General features: G+C 52.9%; 28 protein-coding genes and 1 tRNA gene. 13 read left to right on the top strand and 16 right to left on the bottom strand.

Annotated features, from left to right (window positions below):
* Nucleotides 1-5: 5 nt before the first annotated feature.
* The 9 genes from V7775_RS08810 to V7775_RS08770 all read right to left on the bottom strand — a co-directional run bounded on the left by V7775_RS08810 (nt 6) and on the right by V7775_RS08770 (nt 6471).
* A complete protein-coding gene (locus V7775_RS08810) occupies nt 6-797 on the bottom strand; it encodes an SDR family NAD(P)-dependent oxidoreductase (protein ID WP_335751515.1) in 792 nt (263 codons plus the stop codon).
* Nucleotides 794-2230 carry an AMP-binding protein gene (locus V7775_RS08805; RefSeq protein ID WP_335751514.1) on the bottom strand — a complete coding sequence of 479 codons (1437 nt, stop codon included), beginning with the start codon at nt 2228-2230 and terminating at the stop codon, nt 794-796. The genes V7775_RS08810 and V7775_RS08805 overlap by 4 nt, the downstream gene beginning before the upstream one ends.
* Nucleotides 2230-2817 carry a thermostable hemolysin gene (locus tag V7775_RS08800; RefSeq protein WP_335751513.1) on the bottom strand — a complete coding sequence of 196 codons (588 nt, stop codon included), beginning with the start codon at nt 2815-2817 and terminating at the stop codon, nt 2230-2232. Before V7775_RS08800 ends, V7775_RS08805 begins: the two co-directional genes overlap by 1 nt.
* Before the next feature lie 99 nt (nt 2818-2916).
* On the bottom strand, nt 2917-4278 hold the full coding sequence (locus V7775_RS08795) for a HAMP domain-containing sensor histidine kinase (protein ID WP_335751512.1): 1362 nt from the start codon (nt 4276-4278) through the stop codon (nt 2917-2919).
* Nucleotides 4275-4952 (bottom strand): response regulator transcription factor, encoded by a 678-nt coding sequence (locus V7775_RS08790; RefSeq protein ID WP_335751511.1) that lies wholly within the window; start codon nt 4950-4952, stop codon nt 4275-4277. The genes V7775_RS08795 and V7775_RS08790 overlap by 4 nt, the downstream gene beginning before the upstream one ends.
* A gap of 13 nt (nt 4953-4965) precedes the next feature.
* The gene (locus V7775_RS08785; protein ID WP_335751510.1) at nt 4966-5559 is read right to left on the bottom strand and encodes a DUF6134 family protein; all 594 of its coding nucleotides are present in this window, start codon (nt 5557-5559) and stop codon (nt 4966-4968) included.
* Nucleotides 5560-5797: 238 nt separating this feature from the next.
* On the bottom strand, nt 5798-6076 hold the full coding sequence (locus V7775_RS08780) for a hypothetical protein (RefSeq protein ID WP_335751509.1): 279 nt from the start codon (nt 6074-6076) through the stop codon (nt 5798-5800).
* Nucleotides 6077-6118: 42 nt separating this feature from the next.
* Entirely contained in the window at nt 6119-6283 is a 165-nt protein-coding gene (locus tag V7775_RS08775) for a DUF6538 domain-containing protein (RefSeq protein WP_335751759.1), read from the bottom strand.
* 104 nt (nt 6284-6387) lie between these two features.
* A tRNA-Leu gene (locus tag V7775_RS08770) sits at nt 6388-6471 on the bottom strand.
* Between the two features lie 338 nt (nt 6472-6809).
* On the opposite strand from V7775_RS08770, the gene V7775_RS08765 reads away from it, so the two are divergent.
* From V7775_RS08765 to V7775_RS08745, 5 genes are all read left to right on the top strand, one after another.
* Complete coding sequence (locus tag V7775_RS08765; RefSeq protein WP_335751508.1) at nt 6810-7331, top strand: Hint domain-containing protein; 522 nt, start codon at nt 6810-6812, stop codon at nt 7329-7331.
* Between the two features lie 314 nt (nt 7332-7645).
* A complete protein-coding gene (locus V7775_RS08760) occupies nt 7646-7984 on the top strand; it encodes a P-II family nitrogen regulator (protein ID WP_335751507.1) in 339 nt (112 codons plus the stop codon).
* Between the two features lie 42 nt (nt 7985-8026).
* Nucleotides 8027-9436, top strand: a complete 1410-nt coding sequence (gene glnA, locus V7775_RS08755) for a type I glutamate--ammonia ligase (RefSeq protein ID WP_335751506.1) — start codon at nt 8027-8029, stop codon at nt 9434-9436.
* A gap of 179 nt (nt 9437-9615) precedes the next feature.
* Nucleotides 9616-10413: a lytic murein transglycosylase gene (locus V7775_RS08750; protein ID WP_443070106.1), complete on the top strand. Its 798-nt coding sequence runs from the start codon at nt 9616-9618 to the stop codon at nt 10411-10413.
* A gap of 222 nt (nt 10414-10635) precedes the next feature.
* Nucleotides 10636-11061 carry a glyoxalase superfamily protein gene (locus V7775_RS08745; RefSeq protein WP_335751504.1) on the top strand — a complete coding sequence of 142 codons (426 nt, stop codon included), beginning with the start codon at nt 10636-10638 and terminating at the stop codon, nt 11059-11061.
* A 38-nt stretch (nt 11062-11099) separates the two neighbouring features.
* On the opposite strand, the gene V7775_RS08740 is transcribed toward V7775_RS08745, so the two are convergent.
* On the bottom strand, nt 11100-11828 hold the full coding sequence (locus V7775_RS08740; protein WP_335751503.1) for a heme-dependent oxidative N-demethylase family protein: 729 nt from the start codon (nt 11826-11828) through the stop codon (nt 11100-11102).
* A 116-nt stretch (nt 11829-11944) separates the two neighbouring features.
* Here V7775_RS08740 and dddP point away from each other — a divergent pair, with 116 nt between their 5' ends.
* Complete coding sequence (dddP, locus tag V7775_RS08735) at nt 11945-13285, top strand: dimethylsulfonioproprionate lyase DddP (protein WP_335751502.1); 1341 nt, start codon at nt 11945-11947, stop codon at nt 13283-13285.
* 58 nt (nt 13286-13343) lie between these two features.
* Here the strand turns inward: dddP and V7775_RS08730 are convergent, their stop codons facing one another.
* The 3 genes from V7775_RS08730 to V7775_RS08720 form a co-directional block, all read right to left on the bottom strand.
* On the bottom strand, nt 13344-13724 hold the full coding sequence (locus tag V7775_RS08730) for a VOC family protein (RefSeq protein WP_335751501.1): 381 nt from the start codon (nt 13722-13724) through the stop codon (nt 13344-13346).
* Nucleotides 13725-13793: 69 nt separating this feature from the next.
* Nucleotides 13794-14534 carry a helix-turn-helix domain-containing protein gene (locus tag V7775_RS08725; protein WP_335751500.1) on the bottom strand — a complete coding sequence of 247 codons (741 nt, stop codon included), beginning with the start codon at nt 14532-14534 and terminating at the stop codon, nt 13794-13796.
* 30 nt (nt 14535-14564) lie between these two features.
* Nucleotides 14565-15719, bottom strand: coding sequence for a trans-sulfuration enzyme family protein (locus V7775_RS08720; protein WP_335751499.1), 1155 nt, complete (start codon nt 15717-15719; stop codon nt 14565-14567).
* A gap of 163 nt (nt 15720-15882) precedes the next feature.
* Between V7775_RS08720 and V7775_RS08715 the strand changes: the two genes are divergently transcribed.
* Nucleotides 15883-17100 (top strand): bifunctional alpha/beta hydrolase/OsmC family protein, encoded by a 1218-nt coding sequence (locus V7775_RS08715; protein WP_335751498.1) that lies wholly within the window; start codon nt 15883-15885, stop codon nt 17098-17100.
* Here V7775_RS08715 and V7775_RS08710 read toward each other — a convergent pair.
* The gene (locus V7775_RS08710) at nt 17089-17508 is read right to left on the bottom strand and encodes a DUF6314 family protein (RefSeq protein ID WP_335751497.1); all 420 of its coding nucleotides are present in this window, start codon (nt 17506-17508) and stop codon (nt 17089-17091) included. The two genes, V7775_RS08715 and V7775_RS08710, sit on opposite strands and share 12 nt — an antisense overlap.
* A gap of 9 nt (nt 17509-17517) precedes the next feature.
* Nucleotides 17518-17880, bottom strand: a complete 363-nt coding sequence (locus V7775_RS08705) for a hypothetical protein (RefSeq protein ID WP_335751496.1) — start codon at nt 17878-17880, stop codon at nt 17518-17520.
* Nucleotides 17881-17977: 97 nt separating this feature from the next.
* Between V7775_RS08705 and purB the strand changes: the two genes are divergently transcribed.
* From purB to V7775_RS08680, 5 genes are all read left to right on the top strand, one after another.
* Nucleotides 17978-19282, top strand: a complete 1305-nt coding sequence (gene purB / locus V7775_RS08700) for an adenylosuccinate lyase (protein WP_335751495.1) — start codon at nt 17978-17980, stop codon at nt 19280-19282.
* A gap of 290 nt (nt 19283-19572) precedes the next feature.
* Nucleotides 19573-20091 carry a tetratricopeptide repeat protein gene (locus V7775_RS08695; RefSeq protein ID WP_335751494.1) on the top strand — a complete coding sequence of 173 codons (519 nt, stop codon included), beginning with the start codon at nt 19573-19575 and terminating at the stop codon, nt 20089-20091.
* 178 nt (nt 20092-20269) lie between these two features.
* Nucleotides 20270-20695 carry a hypothetical protein gene (locus V7775_RS08690; protein WP_335751493.1) on the top strand — a complete coding sequence of 142 codons (426 nt, stop codon included), beginning with the start codon at nt 20270-20272 and terminating at the stop codon, nt 20693-20695.
* A gap of 152 nt (nt 20696-20847) precedes the next feature.
* Nucleotides 20848-21924, top strand: coding sequence for a flagellar motor switch protein FliG (locus V7775_RS08685; RefSeq protein WP_335751492.1), 1077 nt, complete (start codon nt 20848-20850; stop codon nt 21922-21924).
* Nucleotides 21925-21992: 68 nt separating this feature from the next.
* Complete coding sequence (locus tag V7775_RS08680) at nt 21993-22892, top strand: lysophospholipid acyltransferase family protein (RefSeq protein ID WP_335751758.1); 900 nt, start codon at nt 21993-21995, stop codon at nt 22890-22892.
* Here the strand turns inward: V7775_RS08680 and V7775_RS08675 are convergent.
* On the bottom strand, nt 22889-23599 hold the full coding sequence (locus V7775_RS08675) for a DUF1223 domain-containing protein (RefSeq protein ID WP_335751491.1): 711 nt from the start codon (nt 23597-23599) through the stop codon (nt 22889-22891). The genes V7775_RS08680 and V7775_RS08675 overlap by 4 nt on opposite strands.
* A 227-nt stretch (nt 23600-23826) precedes the next feature.
* Here V7775_RS08675 and acnA point away from each other — a divergent pair, with 227 nt between their 5' ends.
* Complete coding sequence (acnA, locus tag V7775_RS08670; RefSeq protein WP_335751490.1) at nt 23827-26526, top strand: aconitate hydratase AcnA; 2700 nt, start codon at nt 23827-23829, stop codon at nt 26524-26526.
* Nucleotides 26527-26585: the final 59 nt, after the last annotated feature.

Raw genomic sequence — 26585 nt, 5'->3', positions numbered from 1 at the left:
TTGAATTAAGATTGGAGTGAGGCGTTAAGGGCGGCCAGGGTTTTTGGATCGCGCGCTTGCGCACCCACTGATTTGTCGATGAGTGTGGGAAACAGGCGCTGTACTTTGACAAACAACCGCTCTTTGCCTTTGGGAAAGCTTTCGCGTTTGCCCTTTAGGATCGCATCCCAAGCTTGCACCGCGACAATTTCGGCAGTGTCGAGCGTCATCTCCAAAGGCTCAATCAAGGCGCTAAAGGCGCTTTCGGTCGCAGTGCGCGTTGCGCGGGGCGCGATGTAGGTCACGCCAATATCGCCGCCTGAAAGTTCTCGGCGCATGGCATCTGAGAAACCGCGCAGGCCAAATTTAGTAGCGGAATAACCTGCAAAAAATGGATAGGCGATATCGCCGAATACCGACCCAATGTTAACAATACGACCCTTTGACGTGCGCAACGCAGGCAACAGATCGCGGGTCAATGCCATTGGAGCGACAAGGTTGGTGGTAGTCATCCGCTCTAGATCGGCATCAGCCATATCTGCGAGATGCCCAACGCTCAATACACCCGCATTGTTGATGAGAATATCCAGTGATCCGTCAACTGCGTCAACGATCAGTGCCCGCCCCTCAGCGCTTGTTACATCTGCAACGATGCACCGGGCATTTGGGGTGTGATACTTAGAGCGCGTTTCCTCCAACGTGCTGGACGTGCGACCAACGAGGATCAGATCATACCCTTTTTGCGCAGCTTCAATGGACAATGCTCTACCGATGCCGGTCCCTGCCCCGGTTATGAGAACCTTTTTAGTGTTAATCATGATGCGATGCTTTCTGCTGTGATGTTTAGAGGCTGCGCTGTACGCGCATTGATCAAGGATGCGGCCACTGTTCGGTTGGGTGTTCCGACGGGGAACAAAAGGCCTGCCTCGGATGGGTCGGTGATGATCAACGCGGTTGGCTGGGCGTATATCGGCAAGTCCGCAAGGTAATTCTCAACCTCTCTGGGCGACACGGGGGCCATTGCCACCACGATCAAGACCAGCGCGCCATCAGATTGCCGAAGACCCAAGGCCGAACTGATAATGCGCGGATCAGCATTTACTCGCTGCTCAACCCATTCCGGTGAAATATTGCGCCCAGCGCCGGTAATCAGCAACGCGTCTTTGCGGCCCTCAACGATCAGTCTGTCGCCGTCAAAATGGCCCAAGTCCCCTGTGTGCCAAACATCGGGTGCTGGATCGCCATTCAAGTACCCTTGCATGACAGTCGGGCCTGAAACGACGATCTCGCCGTTCTCAAGAGACACATTCAAGCCATCCAATACGGGACCTACTGTACCGGGGTGATTGTCGCCGGGGCGGTTCATTGCGACAACGGCGCAACATTCGGACAGCCCATATCCCTCATGAACAGGGATACCGATATCCCGTGCTGCATTGATTAAAGACGGTGAACTAGACGCCCCACCAACAGCGACAAAACGAAGACCAGCCGGCGCTTTGTCGGCCCCAAGTGCCGTGACCCAGCGGCCTAGAATGGCGGGTGCCAGTAGGCTTGTTGTTGGGCGTATCGTTTCGAATGCTTCGACCAGTGGCTCAATCGGGGCACCGAACAATGATTTGGTGGCCTCAAACCGGAAAACCGTCTTCGCGCCTGCCACGATAGGCAGGAATATCCCACAAATCTGTTCCAAAAGCTGCGCAAGCGGAAGAATAGATAGATGCGTATCTGATGCATCCGCAGCGATGACGCGGCTAAGGGCGCTGATGGAGGCTTCTAATTGGCGATCACCAAGAACCACACCTTTGGGGTTACCCGAAGATCCTGACGTGTAAATGATCCGCTCCGCACCACCAGTATAGGGGCGAAGCACGCAAGCTTCATTTGGCAGGGCCAAGGGATTGATAAGTTTTAGGTGTGGTAGCGCAGAAAACAAATCTGGATTGCTTGTGATGACAGCACCTACTTTGGCATCCATCAAAATATGCGCGTTCTGCGGTGTGCTAAAAAAGAACGGCAATGGTACTTGTCGCTTCCCGCTGAGCGTCAAAGCCAAATCAGCCACGACATAATCAATGCCACCAGCAAGACCGATACCAATGGTGCCATCAACTGCGTCCAACGCGCAGGCAAGGCGTTCAACGCGCATGGCCAGCGCGCGCCAACTGATCCGATGTGTATCATCCTCAAACGCGATGTCGTCTGGACGGGTTTCTGAGTGGTGCTTGAGGGCTTCAAAGACCTGTTTCATCAGGACACCTCCCCTGCAATTTTTGCGGCACAAGCGCGTGGAGACAAAAGGACAGGTTGAGACAGAACCTCACTAAAGGCGCACACCTTTGGGTCGGTGTCGTAATACGATCCCCAAGCGTTGGGATTTGGCACCTGAGATATGTCCGCTGACGCCAATTCCACATAACTTAAAGACGTTCTTTTCAACAGGCGGCGCAGCGGTTTGGTTGCTGTGAACACACCGCACGTCATCGCATTGTCGCGACCCCACTCAATCATTTTATCCAGCATTGGCAGGACCGGGAAAGGCGTCGTTGAGGCGAGGGAAACAACTTCCATTATTTCCGAAGATGGGACATCAATGTCCGCAACCTGTTGTAAGGTTAATGAAAAATCGGACTTCAGATAGGTCTCAGAAAAGAAACCATCTTTGGCTGTCCGGATACCCGCCGCACAAAGAATTGCCCCATCATCGCGTTTGGCCACAACCAACAGCGGCGCAAATTCAGCTAACTTCGCGCCGTAAGCGTGATGATAAACACCCTTGATGTGATCTTGGGCTTCTTGGTGTCCGGGGCAGTCCCCGCTTAAAAATTCAATTTTCATATCCAACCTCAACGTGCCTTTTCATGACGTGTTGAGGGTGTTTTCACTGACCTGGCTTACAAGAGACTTACAACGTTCAGCGTAACCAAAAAAATGCCATTAATAGTTGTTGAAAGTGAATGAGAAAATACTCCCGCCGCCATCGCGGTCTTGGATTGTGACAATCGCGTTGTGGGAATCTGCGACGGATTTAACAATCGCTAGGCCAATTCCCGATCCTTTAGTGTCCATGTGCGCTTGAGTGCCGCGATTGAACCGCTCAAACAGGGCTGTCTTGAGCGCATCAGGCACACCAGCCCCACGGTCAAGAACCCGCCATCCCTTTGGGTTAGACAATATCTCTATTTCAATTTCGCTGTTCTCAGGAGAGTATTGCATAGCATTTCGCACGACATTGCCCAGTGCGACTTCCAACAGGCCTGCATTCCCACGAACCAGCGCTTCTGCTTCTCCGGTCACAGACAATCTGCGACCAGAGCGCAAGGCGACCGGCGCTAAATCAGTTGCGACCGCAACAGACAGATTTCGTAAATCCACACGCTCAAAACCCGACTGCAAAGCGGCATCCGCGCGGGACAGATCGATAAGTTGACCAAAAATACGGTCCAGTTGTTTTGCATCTTGCGACAAGGTTTGTTTCAATGTGGGATCATCGATCCGATCAATACTGGATCGAAGTACGGCAATAGGCGTGCGAATTTCGTGCGCCACATTTGACGCAAAATCCCGTTGCGCTTTGTACCCTTGCTCTAACCGGTCAAACGCCTTGTTCACATCAGCAATCAATGGGGCAATTTCGGTGGGAACCCGATCAGTTGTGAGCCGCCGATTTGCAGCAGTTGGCCCAATCTGATCTGCTTGATCTGATAACTTTTTCAAGGGCGAAAGCGCGCGGCGGGTCGCAAACAACGCGGAAACCAGCACCATCAGAACACCCAGAACAGCCCACCAAACCCCCTCCTCCATCTCGTGCAAAAGTTTATCAAATTTCGTCTCGTCTTTCCCTTTCGGGTATGTAGACACCAATACAAATACGTCTTGATCAACAATTCGAGCCCTTAGCCCGACGCCTTGCCGATCGCCCAGAAGGTTGATGAATTTCGGATCGCCTAATTTGATCTGCGAGAGCTGCTGCCAGATCGCATCAGACCTTTCTCCGCCCGCAACAATGCTGCCCGTTTCATCAAAAACAGTGTATCGATATGTTCCCTCAATGCCCTGAAATCGCAATGAATCTGAAGCAAGCCCATACTGCGCAGCACTCAGATCGATTTGACCAATGATCTCGATGGCTTCAGCTGCCATCGCGTCTTCGAGGTTATCTTCCAGATGTTCGTAGAACTCACTGATCAACACCCCACCCGCCAAGAGAACGCAAAGACTTAACGTGGCTATAATGTTGAGCAGTAGGTTACGTTTTAAGGACCTGCGCGGGCCAATTAGAAAGTTCGAGATGTTCACCCTGAGTTTTCCTGTAGGACGTATCCGATCCCACGCAAATTATGGATTTCGATACTGGCCCCCTTATCGATAAGTTTTTTCCTCAACCTGTGGGTCAATACTTCAATGGCATTTGGTGTCGCGGCCTCATCAAAACTGTATAGTGCATTCTCAATGACATCTTTTGACACAACCCTGTCCGCCCTGCGTAAAAACAGCTCTAATAGGTCAAGTTCGCGCTTGGAGAACCGCGTCACAATGTCGTCTATTGCCACAGATCGATCAACCGTCTCGTATTTCACATTGCCCAACGTGAGTGTCATCCCAAGCGCACCGCCTGGCCGCCGCAAAACAGCATTTATACGTGCGATCAGTTCCGAGACATCAAATGGTTTTACAAGGTAATCATCAGACCCGGTATTCAAACCTCTGACCCGGTCATCTAATCCGTCACGGGCAGTGCATATGATAATTGGCGTTTGTGGTTTTAACATTTTTATCTTTGGTAAAATGTCCAAACCGTCTTGATCCGGCAGACCGAGATCAAGGATAACCACATCATATTCAAAGCTTTTCACAGAATGCAGCGCATCCTCGGCAGTATGGACAACATCCACCACAAACCCCGCATCACGCAAACTGGCGCTCGTATTGAGCGCCAGTTTTTCGTTGTCTTCAATATAAAGTAGCCGCATTCAGCGCATCATCCTATTTCCGGACATACATCACAGTTGAGCCATCATCGGCCTTGAACATCACTTGTGCAAGGTTGCCATTCCCATCATACCAAACGTCCCGCGCCAACCCACCTGATAGCCGATAATGATGCGCAGAAACATTGCCTTGCTTTGTCTTTACTGTTTCTGAGCCAAGATCCGCGACACGTACCTTCATGATCTTGCCATCAATCGTGTTCATCAATTTGCCGCTACGTACGATGTCATCGTTCCACAGGCTGGCAGGCAGTGTGCCTTTGCTTGCGGTTTTCAGCTGATGTGGTTCGCCGTCATCATTTGTGGATGAGCTGAGTTGTTGCAATTTACCACCCTTCCAGCTCTCCACACTTTTGTGTTTGAAACTGTAGGCCGTTGTCCGGATCAAAGGTACTTTAACAATGATATCCGTTGCCACCTTAACTGTGAAAGCAGCGCTCTTGCCTGAAAAACTGTAGCTGTGATCACCAATATCTTTGCCCTTCCGCACCACATCAAAACTTAACTTACCGTTTGAAGGTATCGAGAGGGCATTCACAGGGGCCGCAAGTGCGACAGCAACACCAAGGGCCATTCCAAATAGACGCATTTCAATCTCCATTATGCTATTAGACTGCCGCGCTAATGAGGGGTGAGACTTACATAAAACTTACAGGATTGAAGTATCTGTACTTTGTATAGCCTACGGTTACTTGATCGTTTATTTCAAAACCGCCAAGTGAGTATGAATGATGAGCAAAGCTCTTTTGCGTTCACTCCGCTTCGTTATAACGGGCGATCTTCTCTATCCAAATTCATTACCGCGCCCTTTGTCATTGGGTTGCCCGTCATGAAGGTAATCTAGGGTCAGAACTCATAACCAGAATATGACGGTTGCTACGAGGGCGATTGCCGAGAGGAATACGGTTGGTAAGCTGCGAACAGATAAGCTCTTCTAGCTCCGGATCATCAGCAAGACCTGCAATCGCATCACGTAAACGCTTCGCAAGCAGGTCATCCACACTGATGCTGGCATAGGACGGGTAGTTTCGTAGCTTTTCGTCTAACTCAAGCCGTTGTTGATAGAGACTTAGGGCAAGCTGATCAGGTGCAAGAGGATAGCGCAACGGCTTAACGCCTTGCCCTAGCTTTCGCTCTGCATCACCAATCTAATTTTGAAGTTGTGCAACTGCACTAGGTAAAAGCTTGAGCGCCTGACGATAATCACCACCCAAAGGAACGCGAAGTTCTGTCTTACCTAAAACCTCTCGCAGGTCTTTAGGCACAACAAGACGTGCATGATATCGCACTGAGCGATTGACGAGATGTCTGATTTATCCGGTCATGCTCCAAATCTCCTTTGTAACCAAAGTTGTAACCTTGAAACGGACTTAGGCCCATGTTTGCAAGGGTTTTCTTTGATATCAAAAGGATAGAGTGGTGCGGGTGAAGGGACTCGAACCCCCACGCCATAGGCGCCAGAACCTAAATCTGGTGCGTCTACCAATTCCGCCACACCCGCATGCCGTCTTCATACTGGCGGCCACAGTGAAGTCAATGGGATCTAGCGCCATTCTGACAAGTCTTTTTAGATCCATGTCATTTTAAGAGGAACGCTGCCCTCCTCCTACTCCGTCACGACCTAGAATTTGACACCGCGAAGCTAGAAACCTCGTCCATCACATCAAAGAACCCCGGTAGGAATCGCACTTGAAGGTCCTGCTTCAGGCAATTGGTTAAAATAAGTTAACATTTATGCCTCAAAGAGGGCACTCTCTCAAAAAGGGCGGGACATTAACTTCTTTTTGTCATATTCTAATGAATAACCTGAGGTAGGTTTAGACAAGAAGAGAGACGCCCATGAAACCGAATACGGTCAGGCGCGTTGGTGGAGAAACTCCGCAAACGGGCCAATACGCGCCTTATGCATCTCGTGATACGGGATTGCTACAAGGTACATCACTGCTGACACTCGAAGGCGAAATGCCTGTCGAATTTGTTAATGTCGGCGACAAAGTAATCACACGTGACAGCGGGATCACCCGCATTGAGCATATCCAGCGCACTACGCGCATGGTGCATACGATTGCACTGGCCGCTGGATCGCTTGGTCACACACGTCCAGAAAGCGACGCAATCCTAGCTGGCGATCAGATGTGTTTGATCCGTGACTGGCGCGCGCAGGCCCTGTTCGGTGCCGACCGCGCATTGGTTGCTGCCCGCACGCTGGTAGATGGTGAGTTCATTTGCGATCTGGGTATGCAAGAACAAACGCTATACCAAATTTTCTGTGACGGGCCTCATATCCTGTATGCAGACGGCCTTGAAATCAGCACAGCTGACGGCGCACGCGCACGTGGGCAGGTTCTGCACGCGGCCTGAATCGGGCGACTTCCGTCTAAACTCAATGCCTCGGATGTGTCCGAGGCATTTTGCGTGTCGGACGCGTTTATAGACGACAAAACATGCAATTTGACGCACAACTACACCCATAAGCATTAGCATCCAGTAATGAGCCGATTCACTTCACTTTTCTGAGATTCACTTTCGATGCTTTTTTGTGCAATGTGATTAATATCTAATCACCCATCCAGCAATCTCCTCCACAAACGTACCCCTAGTGCCGCAGTGTCTGGATTCCCTCCGGTCTCAATGAAATGAGTTCTTTCGAAACCAGCCATTAGGGAGGCCCAGCGGTGAAAAAGATCGAAGCGATCATCAAACCATTCAAGCTCGACGAGGTGAAGGAAGCCCTTCAAGAAGTCGGTGTTCAGGGTCTCTCTGTTATCGAGGTAAAGGGCTTTGGCCGTCAAAAGGGCCACACCGAGCTTTACCGCGGCGCTGAATACGTCGTCGACTTTCTGCCAAAGGTGAAAGTCGAGATCGTCTTGGACGACGATCAAGTTGACGAAGCCATCGAAGCGATCGTGAACGCAGCCAAAACCGAGAAAATCGGCGACGGCAAAATCTTCGTTTCGCCTGTCGAACAAACAATTCGCATCCGTACCGGAGAAACCGGTTCAGACGCGCTGTAAAACATCACACGTGACAACACGAAAAACTAAAAGGACTTTGCCATGAGCGCGAATGCAGACCTGATCAAACGGATCAAAGACGAAGAAATCGACTATGTCGACATCCGCTTTACCGACCCACGCGGTAAATTGCAGCACGTAACCATCGTAAACGATCTGGTAGATGAAGACTTCCTCGAAGAAGGTTTCATGTTTGACGGCTCCTCCATCGCGGGCTGGAAATCAATTGAATCCTCCGACATGAAGCTGATGCCCGATGTATCTACTGCATACGTCGACCCCTTCTATGCTGAAAAAACGATCTGCATCCACTGCTCGGTTGTTGAGCCCGATACAAACGAAGCCTATGATCGCGACCCGCGCGGCACAGCGCAGAAAGCCGAAGCTTACCTCAAGTCTTCCGGCATCGGCGATGTGGCCTACATGGGCCCCGAAGCTGAGTTCTTCCTGTTTGACAACGTCAAGTTCTCCAACAGCATCAACAAAGTGTCCTACGAAGTAGATGCGTCTGACGCGTCATGGAATACCGACACTGACTACGAAATGGGCAACATGGGCCACCGCCCGGGCCTTAAGGGGGGCTACTTCCCGGTCAACCCAACTGACGAAGCGCACGATCTGCGTGCCGAAATGCTTTCCACGATGAAGCGTTTGGGTATGAAAGTGGACAAGCACCACCACGAAGTTGCGTCCTGCCAGCACGAATTGGGCCTGATCTTTGGTTCCTTGACCGAGCAAGCAGACGAGCTGCAGAAGTACAAATACGTGGTTCACAACGTTGCACACGCCTACGGCAAATCCGCAACCTTCATGCCAAAGCCAATCTACGGCGACAACGGTTCCGGTATGCACGTGAACATGTCCATCTGGAAAGATGGCAAGCCATTGTTTGCAGGCGACAAATACGCGGATCTTTCACAAGAAGCGCTGTATTTCATCGGCGGCATCTTGTCCCACGCAAAAGCACTCAACGCGTTCACCAACCCGACCACAAACAGCTACAAGCGTTTGATCCCTGGTTTTGAAGCACCTGTTCTGCGCGCCTACTCTGCACGTAACCGTTCGGGCTGTGTACGGATCCCGTGGACAGAATCTCCAAAAGCCAAACGCGTAGAGGCGCGCTTCCCTGATCCGGCAGCAAACCCTTACCTGTGCTTTGCAGCACTGTTGATGGCCGGCCTTGATGGCATCAAAAACAAAATCGATCCGGGCGAAGCCATGGACAAAAACCTGTATGATCTGCCCGCAGAAGAGCTGGCTGGCATCCCAACGGTTTGTGGTTCCCTGCGCGAAGCACTGGACGAACTTGGCAAAGACATGGACTTCCTGCTGGCCGGTGACGTGTTCACCAAAGGTCAGATTGAAGGCTACGTTGAGCTGAAGATGGAAGAAGTGCACACATATGAGCACACTCCCCACCCTGTTGAATTCGGCATGTACTACAGCTGCTAATTCGACCTACGGGTTTCTAGATCAGGGCGTCCCATCACGGGGCGCCCTTTTTTGTTGTCCTGCCAGCGCAGCGGAACTTTGCCGATCACAATTGCGTCGCCTTATCTGCATCGCTTGCATGTTCGGCCTTCAAAGCTAAAATAGGTCAAATTTTGCCCACAAAGGTTCCTGTTATGCGTATGATTAAAACTATTGTTGTTTCACTTGCACTTTCTGCCACGCTTGTCGCACCTGCGATTGCCGCCCAATGCGGAAACAACGTTGGCGGATTTGGCGCGTGGAAAACGGCATTTGCCGCTGAGGCCAAAAAGGCTGGCGTCCAGCAACGGGGCCTTGAGGCGCTTGCAAGCGCTACTTATGCAACGGGAACCATCAAGGCAGACCGAAACCAAAAATCCTTCAAATACACGCTTGATAAATTCATGCAGGTGCGCGGTGCTAATACAATTGTAAGCCAAGGCCGCAAACGCAGAGGTCAGAACGCCGGCCTGTACAACTCACTTGAGCAAACATACGGCGTGCCGGCTGGTGTACTTTTGGCGATCCACGGCATGGAAACAGGATTTGGCGGGTTCATGGGCAGCTCAAAAGTTGTCTCCGCGATCACCACACTGGCCTATGATTGCCGCCGCTCTGATTTCTTTGTGCCACACGCCATTGGCGCTCTGATCTTGGTCGACCGCGGTTCGATCACCAGCAACACTAAGGGTGCCAAACACGGCGAACTGGGTCACACACAGTTCCTTCCGGGAAATGCGCTGCGGTACGGCGTTGATGGCAACGGTGATGGCCGTGTTGATCTTTATAACCACACCGACGCCATGGCCTCTACTGCCAACTTCCTGCGCAAAAAGGGCTGGAAGCCGGGCCAAGGCTTTCAAGAAGGTCAGCCAAATTTCAAAGTAATCAAACAGTGGAATGCCGCGACTGTGTATCAGCAGGCCATCGCGATCATGGGCGCCAAGATCGACGGTTAAACCTACACACCAAAATTCCAAAAAATGTCACAGCCCCCGGCCCTTTGCGGTCGGGGGTCTTGCGTTGTGGGGGCGCCCCCCCTATCTGGGGATCAAGGGTCAGGCCCCTGCCGTTCGCAATTTGGTGAAGCCCTGTTAAAAACTCTGAAGTCCTCAACCACACCGATACGTGGTCCTTAGGCAACGCGAACACCTCTGACGCACGCAATTGGAATGATGGACATGACACAAATACCTTCCCGCGATGTGCTTAAGGCACAGGCAAAACGTCTGCGCGCGGATATGAAAACCAACGGCACTGAAATGACCCATGCGGCTGCACTGGAGACAGTGGCCCATCAATGGGGCATGCGCGATTGGAACACTTTAGTTGCCAAGGCTGGTGCGAATGAAATCCACTGGCACCCCGGGCAACGGGCTACAGGCCGCTATCTGGGGCATCCGTTTACCGGTGTCATCAAAGCTGCGCGGCTGGCCTCATCGGGATTTTGGTCACTGACAGTTCGCCTTGACGAAGCGGTTGATGTGGTCGAATCTGAGCTGTTCACCTCGCTTCGCCAGCAAATCAACACCACCGTGAATGCGGATGGTAGGTCTCCGCAAAAGACATCAAACGGGCAACCGCATATGATGATCGCCCCTGCATAGGGGCAACGCGTCCGACGGCACATGCTGTTGGGCGCGTATTATGTCCGCACCACATAGGTGTGAATTGAAAACACCACGATATCGGTCTTTGGCATCCGCACAACGCACTGTCGTTCCGACCGGATATAGGGTGCTGCCTGTTGATCTGGCGATATCCTGCGCGGCTCACGGGCCGAGCGGGGCTGGTGCAATTCAGGGTCATCATACCAGAGGCGATTGAACCGCCAAAGCGGCCGCCCCGCCCGCACCCCATCAAACAAGCGCTGTACGCGTTTGGCGAGCTGGCCATCATATTCGAGAACAGGTTCATGTATGCCTATCAATGGCTTACCCGTCTTTTCTGCTAACCGCCAACTGGCAGGAAAACACAGAACTGCGCCGACCAACACGTGTTCCTCCCCTTCCTTGCGCAGCAGACAAATGTCTTCTTGCACTAGCTGGCCCAATGTAAGCAGTGGCGCATCGCGCATGATCTGAACGACCCGCCCGTCGGGGCACGTCACCTGCTCGTGTTCAGACAAAAACCCGAGGCTTGGAAGAATCTCAAGCACGGCGTCCAAAATTTCTTGTGCGGCCTCCAGCGCTGAGGGGTCCATCCAAAGCACATCATCGCTCTGATGCGCCAACAGCTCCAAACGCCGCTTCATCTGCGCGCCGTACGCCTCATCCACGCGTAGCCATCCATCTGGTTCCGCGGGGGCCATGCCCGGCAGCTTCGTCTCTGCTTGCATTTCAGACGGGAGAGTATTTTGTAAAATTTCGCTCATATGATTTTGATACCCCGCTGCGAACCCACAAGCAAAAGCGACATTCAAACCTGTCGCATATTGCCAAGCAGGGGGGCATTTTTGCGTCACGCTAGAGCGATAGAGAGGATGCAACAATGAACAGCCACTACCGCGAAACCCGCAAGATTGACCCGACCAAAGGCGCATATCTGCCCGATGGCTCCCCCAATGACGCCGACCGCGTTGAGATCGGACCAACACAACTGGCGTTTCGTGAATGGGAGGCCGCTGGGCTGATCTTACCCAATCTATTGAATATGCGCCGTTACCGGTGGGAACGCCTAACCCAACACATCGTTGATCGTGGCTATGGTGGCTTACTGATGTTTGATCCGCTCAACATCCGCTACGCGACCGACAGCACAAATATGCAGCTGTGGAACACCCACAATCCCTTCCGCGCCGTTTTGCTGTGTGCCGATGGGTATATGGTCATGTGGGATTACAAAAACTCACCCTTCCTTAGCGAATTCAATCCATTGGTACGTGAACAACGCTCGGGTGCGGATTTGTTTTACTTTGATCGCGGGGACAAAGTAGGCGATGCCGCTGACGTGTTGGCTGGTGAAATTAGTACATTGATAGATGAACACGGAGGTGGTGAAAAACGACTGGCCGTGGATAAGATCATGCTGCATGGCCTGCGTTCACTTGAGCGTGCAGGGTTTGAAGTGATGGACGGCGAAGAGGTCACCGAAAAATCGCGCAGCATCAAAGGGCCTGATGAAATCCTTGCGATGCGCTGTGCCAGCCATGCTTGCGAAACCTCGGTACGGGTGATGGAGGATTTCGCGCGGAAAAATGTGCCGCTTGGGCAAACATCCGAAGATGACATCTGGGCCGTGATGCACGCCGAAAACATCCGCCGCGGTGGCGAGTGGATCGAGACGCGGCTGCTCACGTCGGGTCCACGGACCAATCCATGGTTTCAAGAATGTGGCCCCCGCATCACGCAGAACAACGAGATCATCAGCTTTGATACGGATCTGGTCGGCAGTTACGGTATTTGTGTTGATATTTCACGCAGTTGGTGGATCGGTGACCAAGCGCCCCCGCCCGATATGGTCTATGCGATGCAACACGGCGTGGAGCATATTATGCAGAACATGCAGATGCTTAAGCCGGGTGTGATGATCCCCGAACTCTCTGCTGGCACCCATGTTTTAGATAGCCAGTTTCAAGCTCTCAAATACGGCTGCTTGATGCACGGTGTGGGTCTTTGTGATGAATGGCCATTGGTGGCCTATCCAGATCACGCTGTTGCGGGCGCATACGATTACCCGCTTGAAGCGGGAATGGTCCTGTGTGTCGAGGCGTTGGTTAGCCCTGAAGGTGGTGATTTTTCGATTAAACTGGAGGATCAAGTGCTGATCACTGAAGACGGATTTGAGAACTTGACGCAGTATCCGTTTGATCCGGCCTTGATGGGGCATTGATGGAGCGGGCACCTTGATCAAAGGTGCCCGCTGTGGGTACTCGAACCCTATGAGGGTTTTACTTCATTGAGTTGAAGCCAAACATGTTGCCCTCACTGTCTTGGCACAGGCAAATCCATCCAAATTCGCCGATGGAGAATTTTGGCCTGATCACCTGCCCGCCCGCTTTGGCGACACGTGCTTGCTCAATCGCGCAATCCTGAGCCGAGAAATACACAATTGTCCCGCCAACGCCCGGTCCTGCATGTGGTGACTTGGTCAAAGCACCCCCCGCACCATAGGCACCCATGTCAGCGGGAAAGCTCATCATTTGGGAGTCTCCGGTGGGGTCGCCCATCGCTTCCAGTTTGGTTGCCAGCACGGTTTCGTAAAATGCTACTGCGCGGTCCAGATCGTCTACGTAGATGTCAAACCAGCTTACTGCGTTCATCTTGGTCATTGTTTTAATCCCTTATTTTGTCGCTATGACAAACAATTACCAAGGGGGTATTCACCTGTATTGTAGATTTCAGACATCGTATTTTTTGGCATATTTTCCGGGGGTGTATCCTGTTGCGTTGCGAAACGAATGAATGAAATGTGACTGATCCGCATAAGACCACGTGTCCTTTCCGTTCAACCCCTGTTGCAACCTAAGCACCTTGAGGAAATCATGTGGTGTAAATCCGGTGGTGCGCTTTAAAATACGCTGAAGCTGGCGTGCGGACAGGTTTGCAGCCGATGCCATATCCGCAACCGATTGGATATCATCAAGGTTTTGGAAAATCGTGTCAGTGACCGGATTTGGCGCAACCAGTTCCTTTTCAATCAAAAGCTCAACCAATTCGCACAGCAACGCCTGCCCCGTCGCAAAATCACCTTTTGACAGCGTGTGATTCATGTCGATCAGCGGCAGCGCGCCTTCATAGGCTGTGTTCAACATTCCATAAGAAACTTGTTCGCTTTCACCCTGCCAAACACCCGGCAGAAACCGGATATTGATAAAGTGAAACTTGCGCCCAAGGTTGAATTCCTCGGCCTGCGCCCGCAGTTTTGAAACGCCAGTTATCTGCTTATCTAATTGATCAAAGACGATATAGGCGCAGGCATCTGGTAGCGCGTGAAAGCGGTAGTCCGCCTCTAATGTACCATCGGTTTCCAGCTCGAGAAAGCGGTGAACGATCCCGCGCAAATGACGAGGCGGTTCAACCTCGACAAACCGCACGGCATCTACGGCTTTTTCTTTGCTGTTTCCCTTTGGATCATACATGCGTGACAGATCTACCTAATCTTCAGTGCCTCATTGGCCCAGCGCTTGACCCAGATCATCTTTCAGATCCTCGACATTCTCAATCCCAACAGACACGCGCAGCAACCCCTCCGGGATACCTGTGTGCGGTTCAATTGTGTGGCGATGCTCAACAAGGCTCTCGACCCCGCCCAATGACGTGGCGCGGTGGAACAATTGTAGGCGCGCAACCGCGCCCAGCGCTGCTTCTGCTTCGCCTTTCACCACAAACGACAAAAGCGGGCCAAAGCCTCCTTTCATCTGGGTGCAAGCAAGGGCGTGACCCACATGCGAGGGCAAACCGGGGTATAGAACGCTCTCAACCTTGGGATGGTCGCTGAGGTATTCGGCCAGTTTCATTGCGTTGGATGACATCCGTTCAACACGCAGGGGCAATGTGCGCATACCGCGCAGCAGCAGCCACGCTTCAAACGGCCCCAACACAGCACCCGCCATGTTGCGATCATCGCGGATCGCCTGCCAGATCCCGCTATCCGCATCGCTACAGCTGAGCGCGCCCGCCAGCACATCTGAGTGACCATTGAGCGCCTTGGTGGCCGAATGCATCACAATGTCTACACCAAAGGACAGCGCCTGCGTCAAAATAGGAGTGGCGGCTGTAGTGTCCGCAATCAACAGGCCACCTGCTGCATGTACCGCATCTGCGCAGGCTGTCAGATCAACAATCCGCAGCCACGGGTTTGAGGGGGTCTCGACCCATGCAAGGTGCGGTTTGTGTTCGGCGCAGGCCTCGGCAAAAGCATCCGTATCAGCGGCTTCGACTTCGATCAGGGTAATTGCGCGTCGGGTGCAGAACTCACGAATCCACGCTGTTGTTCCCCAGTAAATTTGGGACTGAACCAAAACAGTTGCGCCAGATGGTACTGTACGAAACACCGCTGCAACCGCAGCCATACCCGAGGGGAACACCATCGATTCAGCTCCGCCCTCAAGTTGGGCCAGTACCTTTTCGACCATCCGGCCATTGGGCGCATGCGAGCGCGAATAGACATTGCCATCAACCGATGGAGTATAGGTTTCATCGCGCACAAATGTTGTCGCGGGGTGAATGGGTGGCACTACGCCCCCCGTGCCCGTATCCAATAGCCCGCCCGCCTGTGCTGCAATGGTGGCGGGGTGCAAATTATCTTGGTTTTTAGTGGACATGGTATGAGCTCTACTATATTTTCAGGACGTTCCTTTATCCAGAAGGTGTACGACCAGACGGCAGCGCACGCAAACGTTCCGTCACGCCCGCGTGAGCCCTGTGACAATCCCTTGAACCTACAGCCTCATTGCGCCACGTTAGGTTTCAACCAAGGAGCAGATCATGGTCGCCCAACAAATCACATTTCCCGGTCACGACGGATCGCAGCTGTCTGCACGCCTTGACCTTCCATCTGGTCCGCATGTGGCAACTGCAATATTTGCCCACTGCTTTACTTGCGGCAAAGACATTCCCGCAGCGCGCCGAATAGCTGCACGCCTTGCCGCAATGGGCATTGCGGTACTGCGTTTTGATTTCACCGGCCTGGGCCATTCAGAGGGGGAATTCGAAAACACCTCCTTTACCAGCAACGTCGACGACCTAGTCGCTGCAGCCACTTGGGCTGCACAAAAAGGAATGCCCCCTAGCCTGATGATTGGTCACTCCCTTGGCGGCGCAGCAGTGATCAAGGCAGCAGGCATGTTGGACGGAATCAAAGCTGTCGCCACCATCGGTGCGCCCTTTGACCCAACACATGTGAGGCACCACTTTGCTGATGCCTTGCCAGAGATCGAGCGCAACGGCGCAGCAGAAGTCTCACTAGGCGGGCGACCGTTTTCTATTGGGAAGTCATTTATAGAAGACACTGGTGCCGAAGTATTGACGGGCGTCTTGAAACACCTGAATGCAGCCCTGTTGGTCATGCACGCGCCCCGTGACAACATTGTCAGCATAGACAGCGCAGCGCAGATATTCACAGCTGCGAAACATCCAAAAAGCTTTATTTCTTTGGAAAACGCTGATCACCTGATCACCAGGCCCGAGGATGCCGAGTATGTGGCAGAGGTCATTGCTTCGTGGTCGACGCGCTACATCAACCGCCCGCTCCCTGCTCCGCCTATTGGCACGCCCGAAGGCATTGTGCGCGTTTCCGAGGCCGACCCCGACGGGTTTTTGCAAGACATCACATCAGGCAGCAATGTTCACCTGTTGGCCGACGAACCTTTGGCCTATGGCGGCACTAACATGGGCATGTCGCCCTACGGGTTCCTATCTGCCAGCCTCGGCGCGTGTACATCAATGACAATCCGCATGTACGCACGGCGCAAGGAATGGCCGCTGAAACATGTCCGCGTAGATGTGTGCCACGACAAGGTTCACGCACAGGATGCTGGAACTGGCGCGCAAGAAAAGATCGACAATTTTAATCGCGCTATCACGCTTACGGGTCCTGAACTAACCCAAGAGCAACGCACGCGTTTGTTTGAGATTGCAGATCGCTGTCCCGTGCACCGCACCCTTGAGCGCACATCAAACATCAAGACAACGCTACTCGCCTAAGGGCGTGTCCCACGTGTAATTAGTCGTCATCACATAGTCTTTGGCAGGTCCACGCACCTGCCAAATCGCCTGCCATTGTGGCCACTGTGCAAAATCATACACCACGTGGTAGTCATCGGGTGCGCACCAATGCGCCGCCTCGCCGCCTTGAGGTGGAACGCTATGGAAAAACCGCCCATCCTCAAAATAGACGCGCAAGCCTTTTTGCCAAAGGTAACGCCGCTCAGTGCTCACTGGAGGACCAGAGGGTAGCTGCATTTTGCCACGCTCCAAGTAATCCAAGGAATCACCCTGCCAGTCAAACTGAGCGGTCCCTGTGATCTGCATGGCGCTGCCATCCGCATGACGCACCTCGCGTTCAAAACGCCAGTGCCCTGCGAAGTCGCTCAACTCTTTGCCAATGTGCATTGTAGTTCTTTACTCAGTTGCCTGCTGGTCGACGACTCCAACCAACACTCCGTCGGCAACATCACCCGCAGCGCCAATAAAGCGCAGCCTGTCGCCTTGTTGCTGCAGGCCATAACAGGCCCAAAGATCTTGGGGTGGCCAAAGGCTGCAGTATTGTGATCCGCGCACGGCCCAATACCCCCAACTGTCACGGCCCGCATTGTATAGCGTTCGACCAGACACCCGAAAGTCTTGCGTTGCAGATGCGTATTGAACGATCCGCCCTGTCAGAGTGTCGCTAATCTCATCACCGCTCAGTGCCGTCCATTGTTCGCCATCGGCAAATGCTGCTGGTGCACAAAACGCCAGCCAGAACACAATTAATAAGCGCATATGTCCCCTCCCCACCTTGTTCTTCGACCCTTCACAGTCTATTGCGCCCCTGTCCCTTGTATAGACGCCCCACGCATAGTCACAAAAAGGTGTTCCAATGATCCCCCGTTATTCCCGCCCCGAGATGGTCTCAATCTGGTCCCCCGAGACCAAGTTCCGCATTTGGTATGAGATCGAGGCGCACGCCTGTGACGCAATGGCCGATATCGGTGTTATCCCGCGTGCAAACGCAGATGCCGTCTGGAAAGCCAAAGACGTCAAGTTTGACGTGGCCCGCATTGACGAAATCGAAGCCGTCACCAAACACGACGTTATTGCATTTCTGACCCACCTTGCCGAACATGTTGGCAGCGACGAGGCCCGCTTTGTGCACCAAGGCATGACATCCTCTGACGTTCTGGACACCTGCTTCAACGTTCAGCTGACCCGCGCCGCAGACATTCTGATCGCGGATATGGATTTGCTGCTGGCCGCGCTCAAGCGTCGCGCCATTGAGCACAAAGACACCGTTCGTGTGGGCCGCAGCCACGGCATCCACGCTGAACCAACAACAATGGGCCTGACATTCGCGCGTTTCTACGCCGAAATGGACCGCAACCTGACGCGCCTGAAAACCGCCCGCGCAGAAATCGCAACGGGCGCAATTTCCGGCGCAGTTGGCACATTCGCCAACATCGATCCTGCCGTCGAAGAGCATGTCTGTGCAAAGCTGGGCCTGACACCAGAACCGATCAGCACCCAAGTGATCCCGCGCGATCGCCATGCTGCGTTCTTTGCGTGCCTTGGCGTTATCGCCAGCTCGATTGAAAACGTCGCCACCGAAGTACGCCACATGCAACGTACCGAAGTGTTGGAAGGCGCCGAGTTCTTCTCAGCGGGTCAAAAAGGCTCCTCTGCGATGCCGCACAAAAAGAACCCTGTGTTGACTGAAAACCTCACGGGTCTTGCACGCACCATCCGTATGGCCGTGATCCCAGCCATGGAAAACGTCACCATGTGGCACGAGCGCGATATTTCGCACTCTTCTGTTGAGCGTGCGATTGGTCCAGATACAACCATCACCCTTGATTTTGCATTGCACCGCCTGACAGGTGTGATCGACAAAATGTTGGTATATCCTGACAACATGCTGGCCAACATGAACAAATTCAGCGGCCTTGTGATGTCGCAACGCGTATTACTGGCCCTAACCCAAGCAGGCGTTAGCCGCGAAGACAGCTATAAGATGGTCCAGCGCAACGCGATGAAAGTTTGGGATCACGGAATGGATTTCAAAACCGAACTGCTCGGTGATGACGAAGTTCTCGCCGCGCTCAGCAAGGAAGAAATCGAAGAGAAATTCGACATGGGCTACCACACCAAACATGTTGATACGATCTTCAAACGCGTGTTTGGCGACTAACTCAAACACCCGCGACCCAAACAAAGTTGGGCTCGCGAAAACCAGCAGATCAACACACGGCGTGATTTCTTTTGAAATTGCGCCGTTGTGCATTTCGCTATTTCTAAGTTGTCTGAAGAGAGTTCCCGCCTAAGACGCCCATCGCTGCGGAACAGCCAAGGTGGGAAAAGGTTCAATAATAGTTTAAAACTTAAAGTGATGGGGATCGGACGCAAATTGTCTTTACCGAACACGATCTGTCGTTAGATAGTGGGTCATCACGTAGATTTTACAATGTTGGAGTATCGATCATGCGCGTCCTTATTGCCGCCGCCCTTGCCTTTGCACTACCCTTAACTGCGTTTGCCGCTGGTGAGGAAACTGCTCCCCCGAAAAAGCCGAAATGCGAAAGTGGCTTTGTGTATGACAAAAAGACCAAGTCTTGCGTCAGCAGCAATGGCCATACGCTGGATACTGATACGCTCTATCAACATGTCCGCTCGCTCTCATACGATGGTCGCTACACGGATGCGCAGGTACTACTGGCACAAATGCCCGCAGATGATGACCGCACGCTGACCTACATGGGCTTTACCAGCCGGAAGATGGGCAACACCGAAGCAGCCATGACCTATTATGCGCGCGCGCTCGCCCGCAATCCGGGCAACGTGTTGGCGCGCTCCTACATGGGCCAAGGGCTGGTTGAAGAGGGTAACATCTCTGGGGCGATGGAACAGCTGCGCGAAATCCGCGCACATGGCGGCAAAGGCACATGGGCCGAAGCATCCCTGCGCACCGCAATTTCAACAGGCCGTACCTTTAACTGGTAACTGCTGCTGTGACATCTATCTGCGGCGTGGCCCCAAAGGCTGCGCCGTTTTTCGTTTGGCGCTCCGCAATTTTAGCGTCGTCTACTGAAACTCGCGAGAAAGTCGATGTCCGGTTTGAGCCCAAAGCGACCAAAGTCCGGCGTATAAATATCCCAGTAAAGATGCTAATGCTTTGGATATGATCAAAGTTTCAATTTATCAATTCGTCAAAGACAAACTCCTCACCCATGGTGTTGAAAAAACTGAAGATGGCCTGATGACCCTAAACGATCAGAAGTTGTTTTCTCTTTTCGTTGATCTTGAGCGGGCTGCACGAAAAAGCAATTTTGATGAGGTTCAAACGGCTACTATAGCAATAGAAGGTTATTTGATTTCAGTAGGAAAACGGCAATTGATGGCGTTTGCCTACATGTATTTACGGTTCTCTGATTTCACACCAAAGCGAACAATACCGGACGAATATCTTAGCGATGGCCGCGTCAGAAAATCCAAAGAGTTCCTGAGGCAAGTCTCCAATGAGGAGATGCTCATTGGGTTATGGGCAACTGTTAAGTACGAGACGGAGGGAGAGAGATTTCTCCGTCTCGTTTACTCCCAGCCCTGAAAACCGTCTAGAGTTGAACGGCAGCCCAAAGCCGCCATTCGGTGATCGCTACATTTTGTGGCTCCATTTTTCGGATATTCTCATATCGTTTCAGTCCTTTTTTACTTTTGCGCGCCATAACTTGAATATCCCTATTTCAAAGATTGGTGCCGATGAACGTTTTGACCACTTTGCCCGCTACCTCGCCCGCTGGAATGATGCCACGCATCGTGCCCCAGCCCCTCCTTAGTAAACGCGCCAAGGCCGCAATTGTGGTCCGCCTTTTGATCAATGAAGGGGCCGAAATCGCGCTAGAGGAACTGCCGCCAGAGCTACAATCGCTTTTGACCCAGCAAATGGGTTCGATGCGGGTTGTGGACCGTGTGACACTGGCCGCCGTAGTCGAGGAATTCACCGAAGCACTAGAATCAATTGGTCTTTCCTTTCCAGGTGGAATCGCAGGCGCGCTTGACGCGCTTGAGGGCAGCGTTAGTCGCGAGACCGCAGCACGTCTGCGCAAGGAAGCAGGTGTGCGCGCAGCCGGTGATCCATGGAAGCGCTTGTGCGCAATGCCCGCCGAAGACTTGGAAGAAATTATCAAACAAGAATCCACCGAAGTAGCTGCTGTGCTTTTATCCAAACTGGAGATCCCGATTGCGGCTGGTTTGTTGGGGCGCTTATCCGGCCCAGAGGCGCGGCGCATAACCTATGCTGTTTCACTAACCAGTGATGTAACACCTGATGCCATTGACCGTATTGGCCTGTCACTTGTTGCGCAAATGGATGCCAGGAAAATACCCGCGTTTGGGACAGGCGCTGCTGAGCGGTTGGGTGCAATCCTCAACTCTTCCTCAACGCCTACCCGTGACGACGTTCTATCAGGTCTGGAAGAAACCGATCTCGTCTTGGCGACTGCCGTGCGCAAGGCCATCTTTACCTTCGCCAACATTCCTGCACGTGTTACAGCGCGCGATATCCCACGCATTCTGCGTGAGGTAGAGGCAGATGCGCTGCTGATTGCAATGGCAGGAGCCGAAGCTGCTGGGTTTGCTGATGCGCGCGACTTTGTCCTTGAAAACATGTCCAGCCGCATGGCCGATCAGCTGCGCGAAGACATGGAAGAGGCAGGAAAAATCAAACCTGCTGATGCCGATGAAGCAATGGCGGCCTTTGTGGCAGTCATCCGTGACATGGAGGGGCGTGGTGATCTGGTATTGATTGTCGAAGAAGAGGATGACGAAGACGGTTAATCCTGCCCTTGTTGGATAGGGTAGCAGCCTCTATGTCTGTCACCTCATGTTCCTTGCTTTTGGTCGTTATGTCCGCACCTCTTGTTTCAAAAAAGTCCAATCTGCCTCGGCAAACTGGCCATTTCCTAAGCAATCTGGCCATCGTTGGCCTGATCCGGACCGCATTGCTACTGCCCTATGAAACAAGGGTTCGGATGATGGGCATAGTAGTGCAAAAGGTGATCGGCCCGCTGGCAGGATACCGGCGCCGCGCGCTCAACAATCTTGCCATGATCTGGCCCGATATGCCGCAAAGCCAGCGCTCCGAAATCGCCAACAAATGCCTCAACAACGTGGGCCGTACCTTTATCGAGAATTACTCGGCCAAGGATTTTCCCGAACGTATGGCTTCGAACGTTGTCACGGGTGACGGGGTTGCCGCGCTGGACATAGCCATCGCTGCGGGAAAACCGGTGGTCCTCGTGACAGGTCATTACGGAAATTACGAGGCCACGCGCGCGGCACTTGTTGCTCGGGGGCTCAATATAGGTGGCCTTTATCGCGATATGAAGAACCCGTATTTCAACGCCCATTACGTTAAAACGATGGAGGCCTTTGGTGGCCCCGTTTTCCCACAGGGGCGGCGCGGCACAGCAGGATTTGTGCGACATCTAAAGGCCGGTGGGCAGTTGGTCTTACTATTTGACCAGCATGTATTTCAGGCGCCTGCCTTTGATTTTCTGGGCAAACCAGCAAATACGGCACTCTCTGCGGCAGAACTTGCCCTACGTTATGACGCAGCGCTCATTCCTTTTTACGGCATCCGGAATGCAGACGGGTTGACGTTTGAAACGGTTCTCGAAGCGCCTATTGCGCCATCAGACGCTATGACAATGACACAGGCCATTACCGACAGCCTAGCTGAACGCGTGCGGCATGATCCCAGCCAGTGGTTCTGGGTTCACCGTCGTTGGCGACCGCAAGCCTAGTTAACGCGCGCCGCAGCAATGATGGGCCCTGCCCCTGCTTCTTGCACCAAAACAACAACAGGGTCATCTGTGATGGTGTCCACTGACATCTCCAGTGGGCTTTTCCCGTCCCATGTACCAGCAATACGCCAATTATGGGCGATGTTTGAGTATTTAATGGTTTTACCGCGATTTTCACCGCGTGAAATCTTGCTAATATGAACGGGTGTTACCTCTAGAACGTGGATTTCCATCGGCACGACCTTACCGCGCGGCACTGTGCCTTTTACGTTCAGCATTTTTCCGTCCCGAGCAACATCCAGTGTCATAGCAACAGGAGTTTCTTTGTGTTCAGCAATTGCATTAAACAGCTTCATAGGTTTTGCACCCACAATGTCTGTCTGCCCGTTTACAACCATTTCAGGAGTGTAAATCGAACGGCGACCAGCTGTGTTGGCATAAGCACGTTGGCGATCGGCATGGGCCGGATCCCCGAATTCGTCTTTCCAGCCGATATAGTCCCAGTAATCAACGTGTAAAGCGATAGCGATCACATCATCACGTTCTGCAAGTTCGTTAAAAATCACATCAGCTGGTGGGCAGCTGGAACACCCCTGAGAGGTATAAAGCTCGACCACAACAGCTCGTTGCTCAGCCGCGACAGGTAAGGCGACGCTGGCTGTTAGACCCAAGAAGGCCGCTGTCAGGATGTTCGAAATTCGTGTCATGTGATTCCAATCGTATCTTCTGTACTTTCAACAGTTAACGGCACTACCCTGAAATGACCAATCAAGGTTTCGAGAGACCTCCGAGAGGACGTGCATCGGAACGGTATCACAGTTAGATCGGTATACACTGGCATACAATCACGTTATTTTTAGTTGAAAATATCCCCAAAATCAGTCATTCAATCTGTGATTTAGACCTGTAGCCATTCCTATAGCCGGAGCCACATATGACAATCATCGTCGGTCAAGATACTGCAAAAACCCGCAAAACCATTACATCAGGCGATCAAAGCATCGCCTATTATTCGATTCCCGCCGCTCAGGCTGCTGGCCTCGGGGACTTCTCCAAGTTACCTGCCGCGCTGAAAGTGGTTCTCGAAAACATGCTCCGTTTTGAAGACGGCAAAACCGTCACTGTAGACGACATCAAAGCATTTGCGCAGTGGGGCGCCAATGGAGGCCAAAACCCGCGTGAAATAGCATACCGTCCTGCCCGCGTTTTAATGCAAGATTTCACTGGGGTTCCCGCGGTTGTTGATTTAGCGGCGATGCGCGACGGATTGGTGGCACTTGGTGGCGACGCCGATCAGATCAACCCGCTTAATCCCGTTGACCTGGTGATCGACCACTCTGTGATGATCGACGAATTTGGCAATCCGCGCGCGTTCCAGATGAACGTAGACCGCGAATATGAACGCAACATGGAGCGCTACACCTTCCTCAAGTGGGGCCAAAACGCCTTTAACAACTTCCGCGTCGTCCCCCCCGGCACAGGCATCTGCCATCAGGTGAACTTGGAATATCTTGCGCAGACCGTTTGGACCGACAAAGATCAGAATGGCGTCGAAGTTGCCTATCCTGACACATTGGTCGGGACAGACAGCCACACAACCATGGTCAACGGCATGGCCGTTTTGGGCTGGGGCGTTGGCGGGATCGAGGCCGAAGCCGCGATGCTGGGTCAACCGATCTCGATGTTGATCCCCGAAGTTGTCGGGTTTGAGCTGACTGGCGCCATGATGGAAGGCACCACAGGGACCGATCTGGTTCTGAAGGTTGTTGAATTGCTGCGCGCCAAAGGCGTTGTTGGCAAGTTCGTTGAATTCTTTGGTGCTGGCCTTGATAGCCTGCCACTGGCGGACCGTGCGACCATCGCAAACATGGCACCGGAATACGGCGCAACATGTGGCTTCTTCCCGATTGACGGCGAAACACTACGTTACATGCGCACCACTGGCCGAGACGAGGCACGCATCGCACTTGTCGAAGCATACGCCAAAGAGAACGGCCTTTGGCGTGATGCGGACTATTTGCCGATATACACCGACACGCTGTCACTGGACATGGGTACAATTGTACCCGCCATCTCCGGCCCCAAGCGCCCGCAGGATTACGTGGCATTAACAGACGCGAAATCCGCATTCGCTCATGAAATGGAGAACACCTTCAAACGTCCAATGGGTAAAGAAGTACCCGTGGACGGCGAAGATTACACTATGGAGTCGGGCAAGGTTGTGATCGCCTCAATCACGTCCTGCACCAACACCTCCAACCCCTACGTCATGATTGGCGCGGGTTTGGTGGCGCGCAAAGCGGCTGCTTTAGGCCTGAACCGCAAGCCATGGGTCAAGACATCCCTTGCACCGGGTTCACAAGTCGTGAGCGCGTACCTTGAAGCTGCTGAACTGCAGGAAGATTTGGATAAGATCGGTTTCAACCTTGTTGGCTATGGCTGCACCACCTGCATCGGTAACTCTGGCCCGCTTCAGCCCGAAATCAGCAAAGCCGTCAATGAAGGCGATCTGGTAGCCACATCCGTGCTGTCGGGGAATCGCAACTTTGAAGGCCGTATCAGCCCTGATGTGCGCGCAAACTATCTGGCGTCCCCGCCCCTTGTTGTCGCTTATGCGTTGGCTGGCACGATGGATATCAATCTGGCCACCGATCCAATTGCGCAAACGCCGGATGGCAAAGACGTCTATCTGCGTGACATCTGGCCAACCACCCAAGAAGTCGCTGAATTGGTTGAACAAACAGTCACACGCGAAGCGTTCATCAGCAAATATGCGGATGTCTTTAAAGGGGACGAAAAATGGCAAGGTGTGCAAACCACAGATGCCAAAACATATGACTGGCCGCCCGCCTCTACCTATGTTCAAAACCCGCCTTACTTCCAAGGGATGAGCAAAGACCCCGGTGTTATAACCAACATTGAGGGCGCAAAGGTTCTGGCCGTCTTGGGCGACATGATCACAACCGATCACATCAGCCCCGCCGGTTCGTTCAAGGATACGACACCAGCGGGTCAGTACCTGCTAGAGCACCAAGTTCCGCTGCGTGAATTCAACTCTTACGGCTCACGCCGTGGCAACCACGAAGTCATGATGCGCGGCACATTCGCCAACATCCGCATCAAGAACGAAATGCTGGATGGCGTTGAAGGCGGCTACACCAAGGGGGCTGACGGCGAACAGACATCCATCTTTGATGCCGCAATGACCTATCAGGAAACTGGCACTCCGCTTGTTATCTTTGGCGGTGTGCAATACGGCGCAGGGTCCAGCCGGGATTGGGCCGCAAAGGGCACTGCCCTGCTGGGTGTGAAGGCCGTGATCGCCGAAAGCTTTGAGCGCATTCACCGTTCCAACCTTGTTGGCATGGGCGTGATCCCGTTTGAGTTCACCAACGGGGACGGCCGTAAATCACTGGGCCTGACAGGTGAAGAGACCGTCAGCATTTCCGGTCTTGATACAATCAAGCCGCTCCAGGAAGTGCCTTGCGCCATCACCATGGCCGACGGTTCTGTGAAAAAAATTATGCTCAAGTGCCGGATCGATACCGCAATCGAGATCGAATACATCGAACACGGCGGCGTTCTGCACTACGTGTTGCGTGACCTCGCTAACAAGAGTGTTGCAGCGGAGTAAAATCTCCGTTCGGAAAATACGGAAATGCCCTCGCTGCTTGATTGTGGTTAGGGCATTTC

The organism is Sulfitobacter sp., assembly GCF_036960155.1.
Taxonomy (GTDB): Bacteria; Pseudomonadota; Alphaproteobacteria; order Rhodobacterales; family Rhodobacteraceae; genus Sulfitobacter.
Note: the sequence above shows the minus strand (reverse complement) of the source record. Positions and strands in the feature narration are given on the sequence as shown.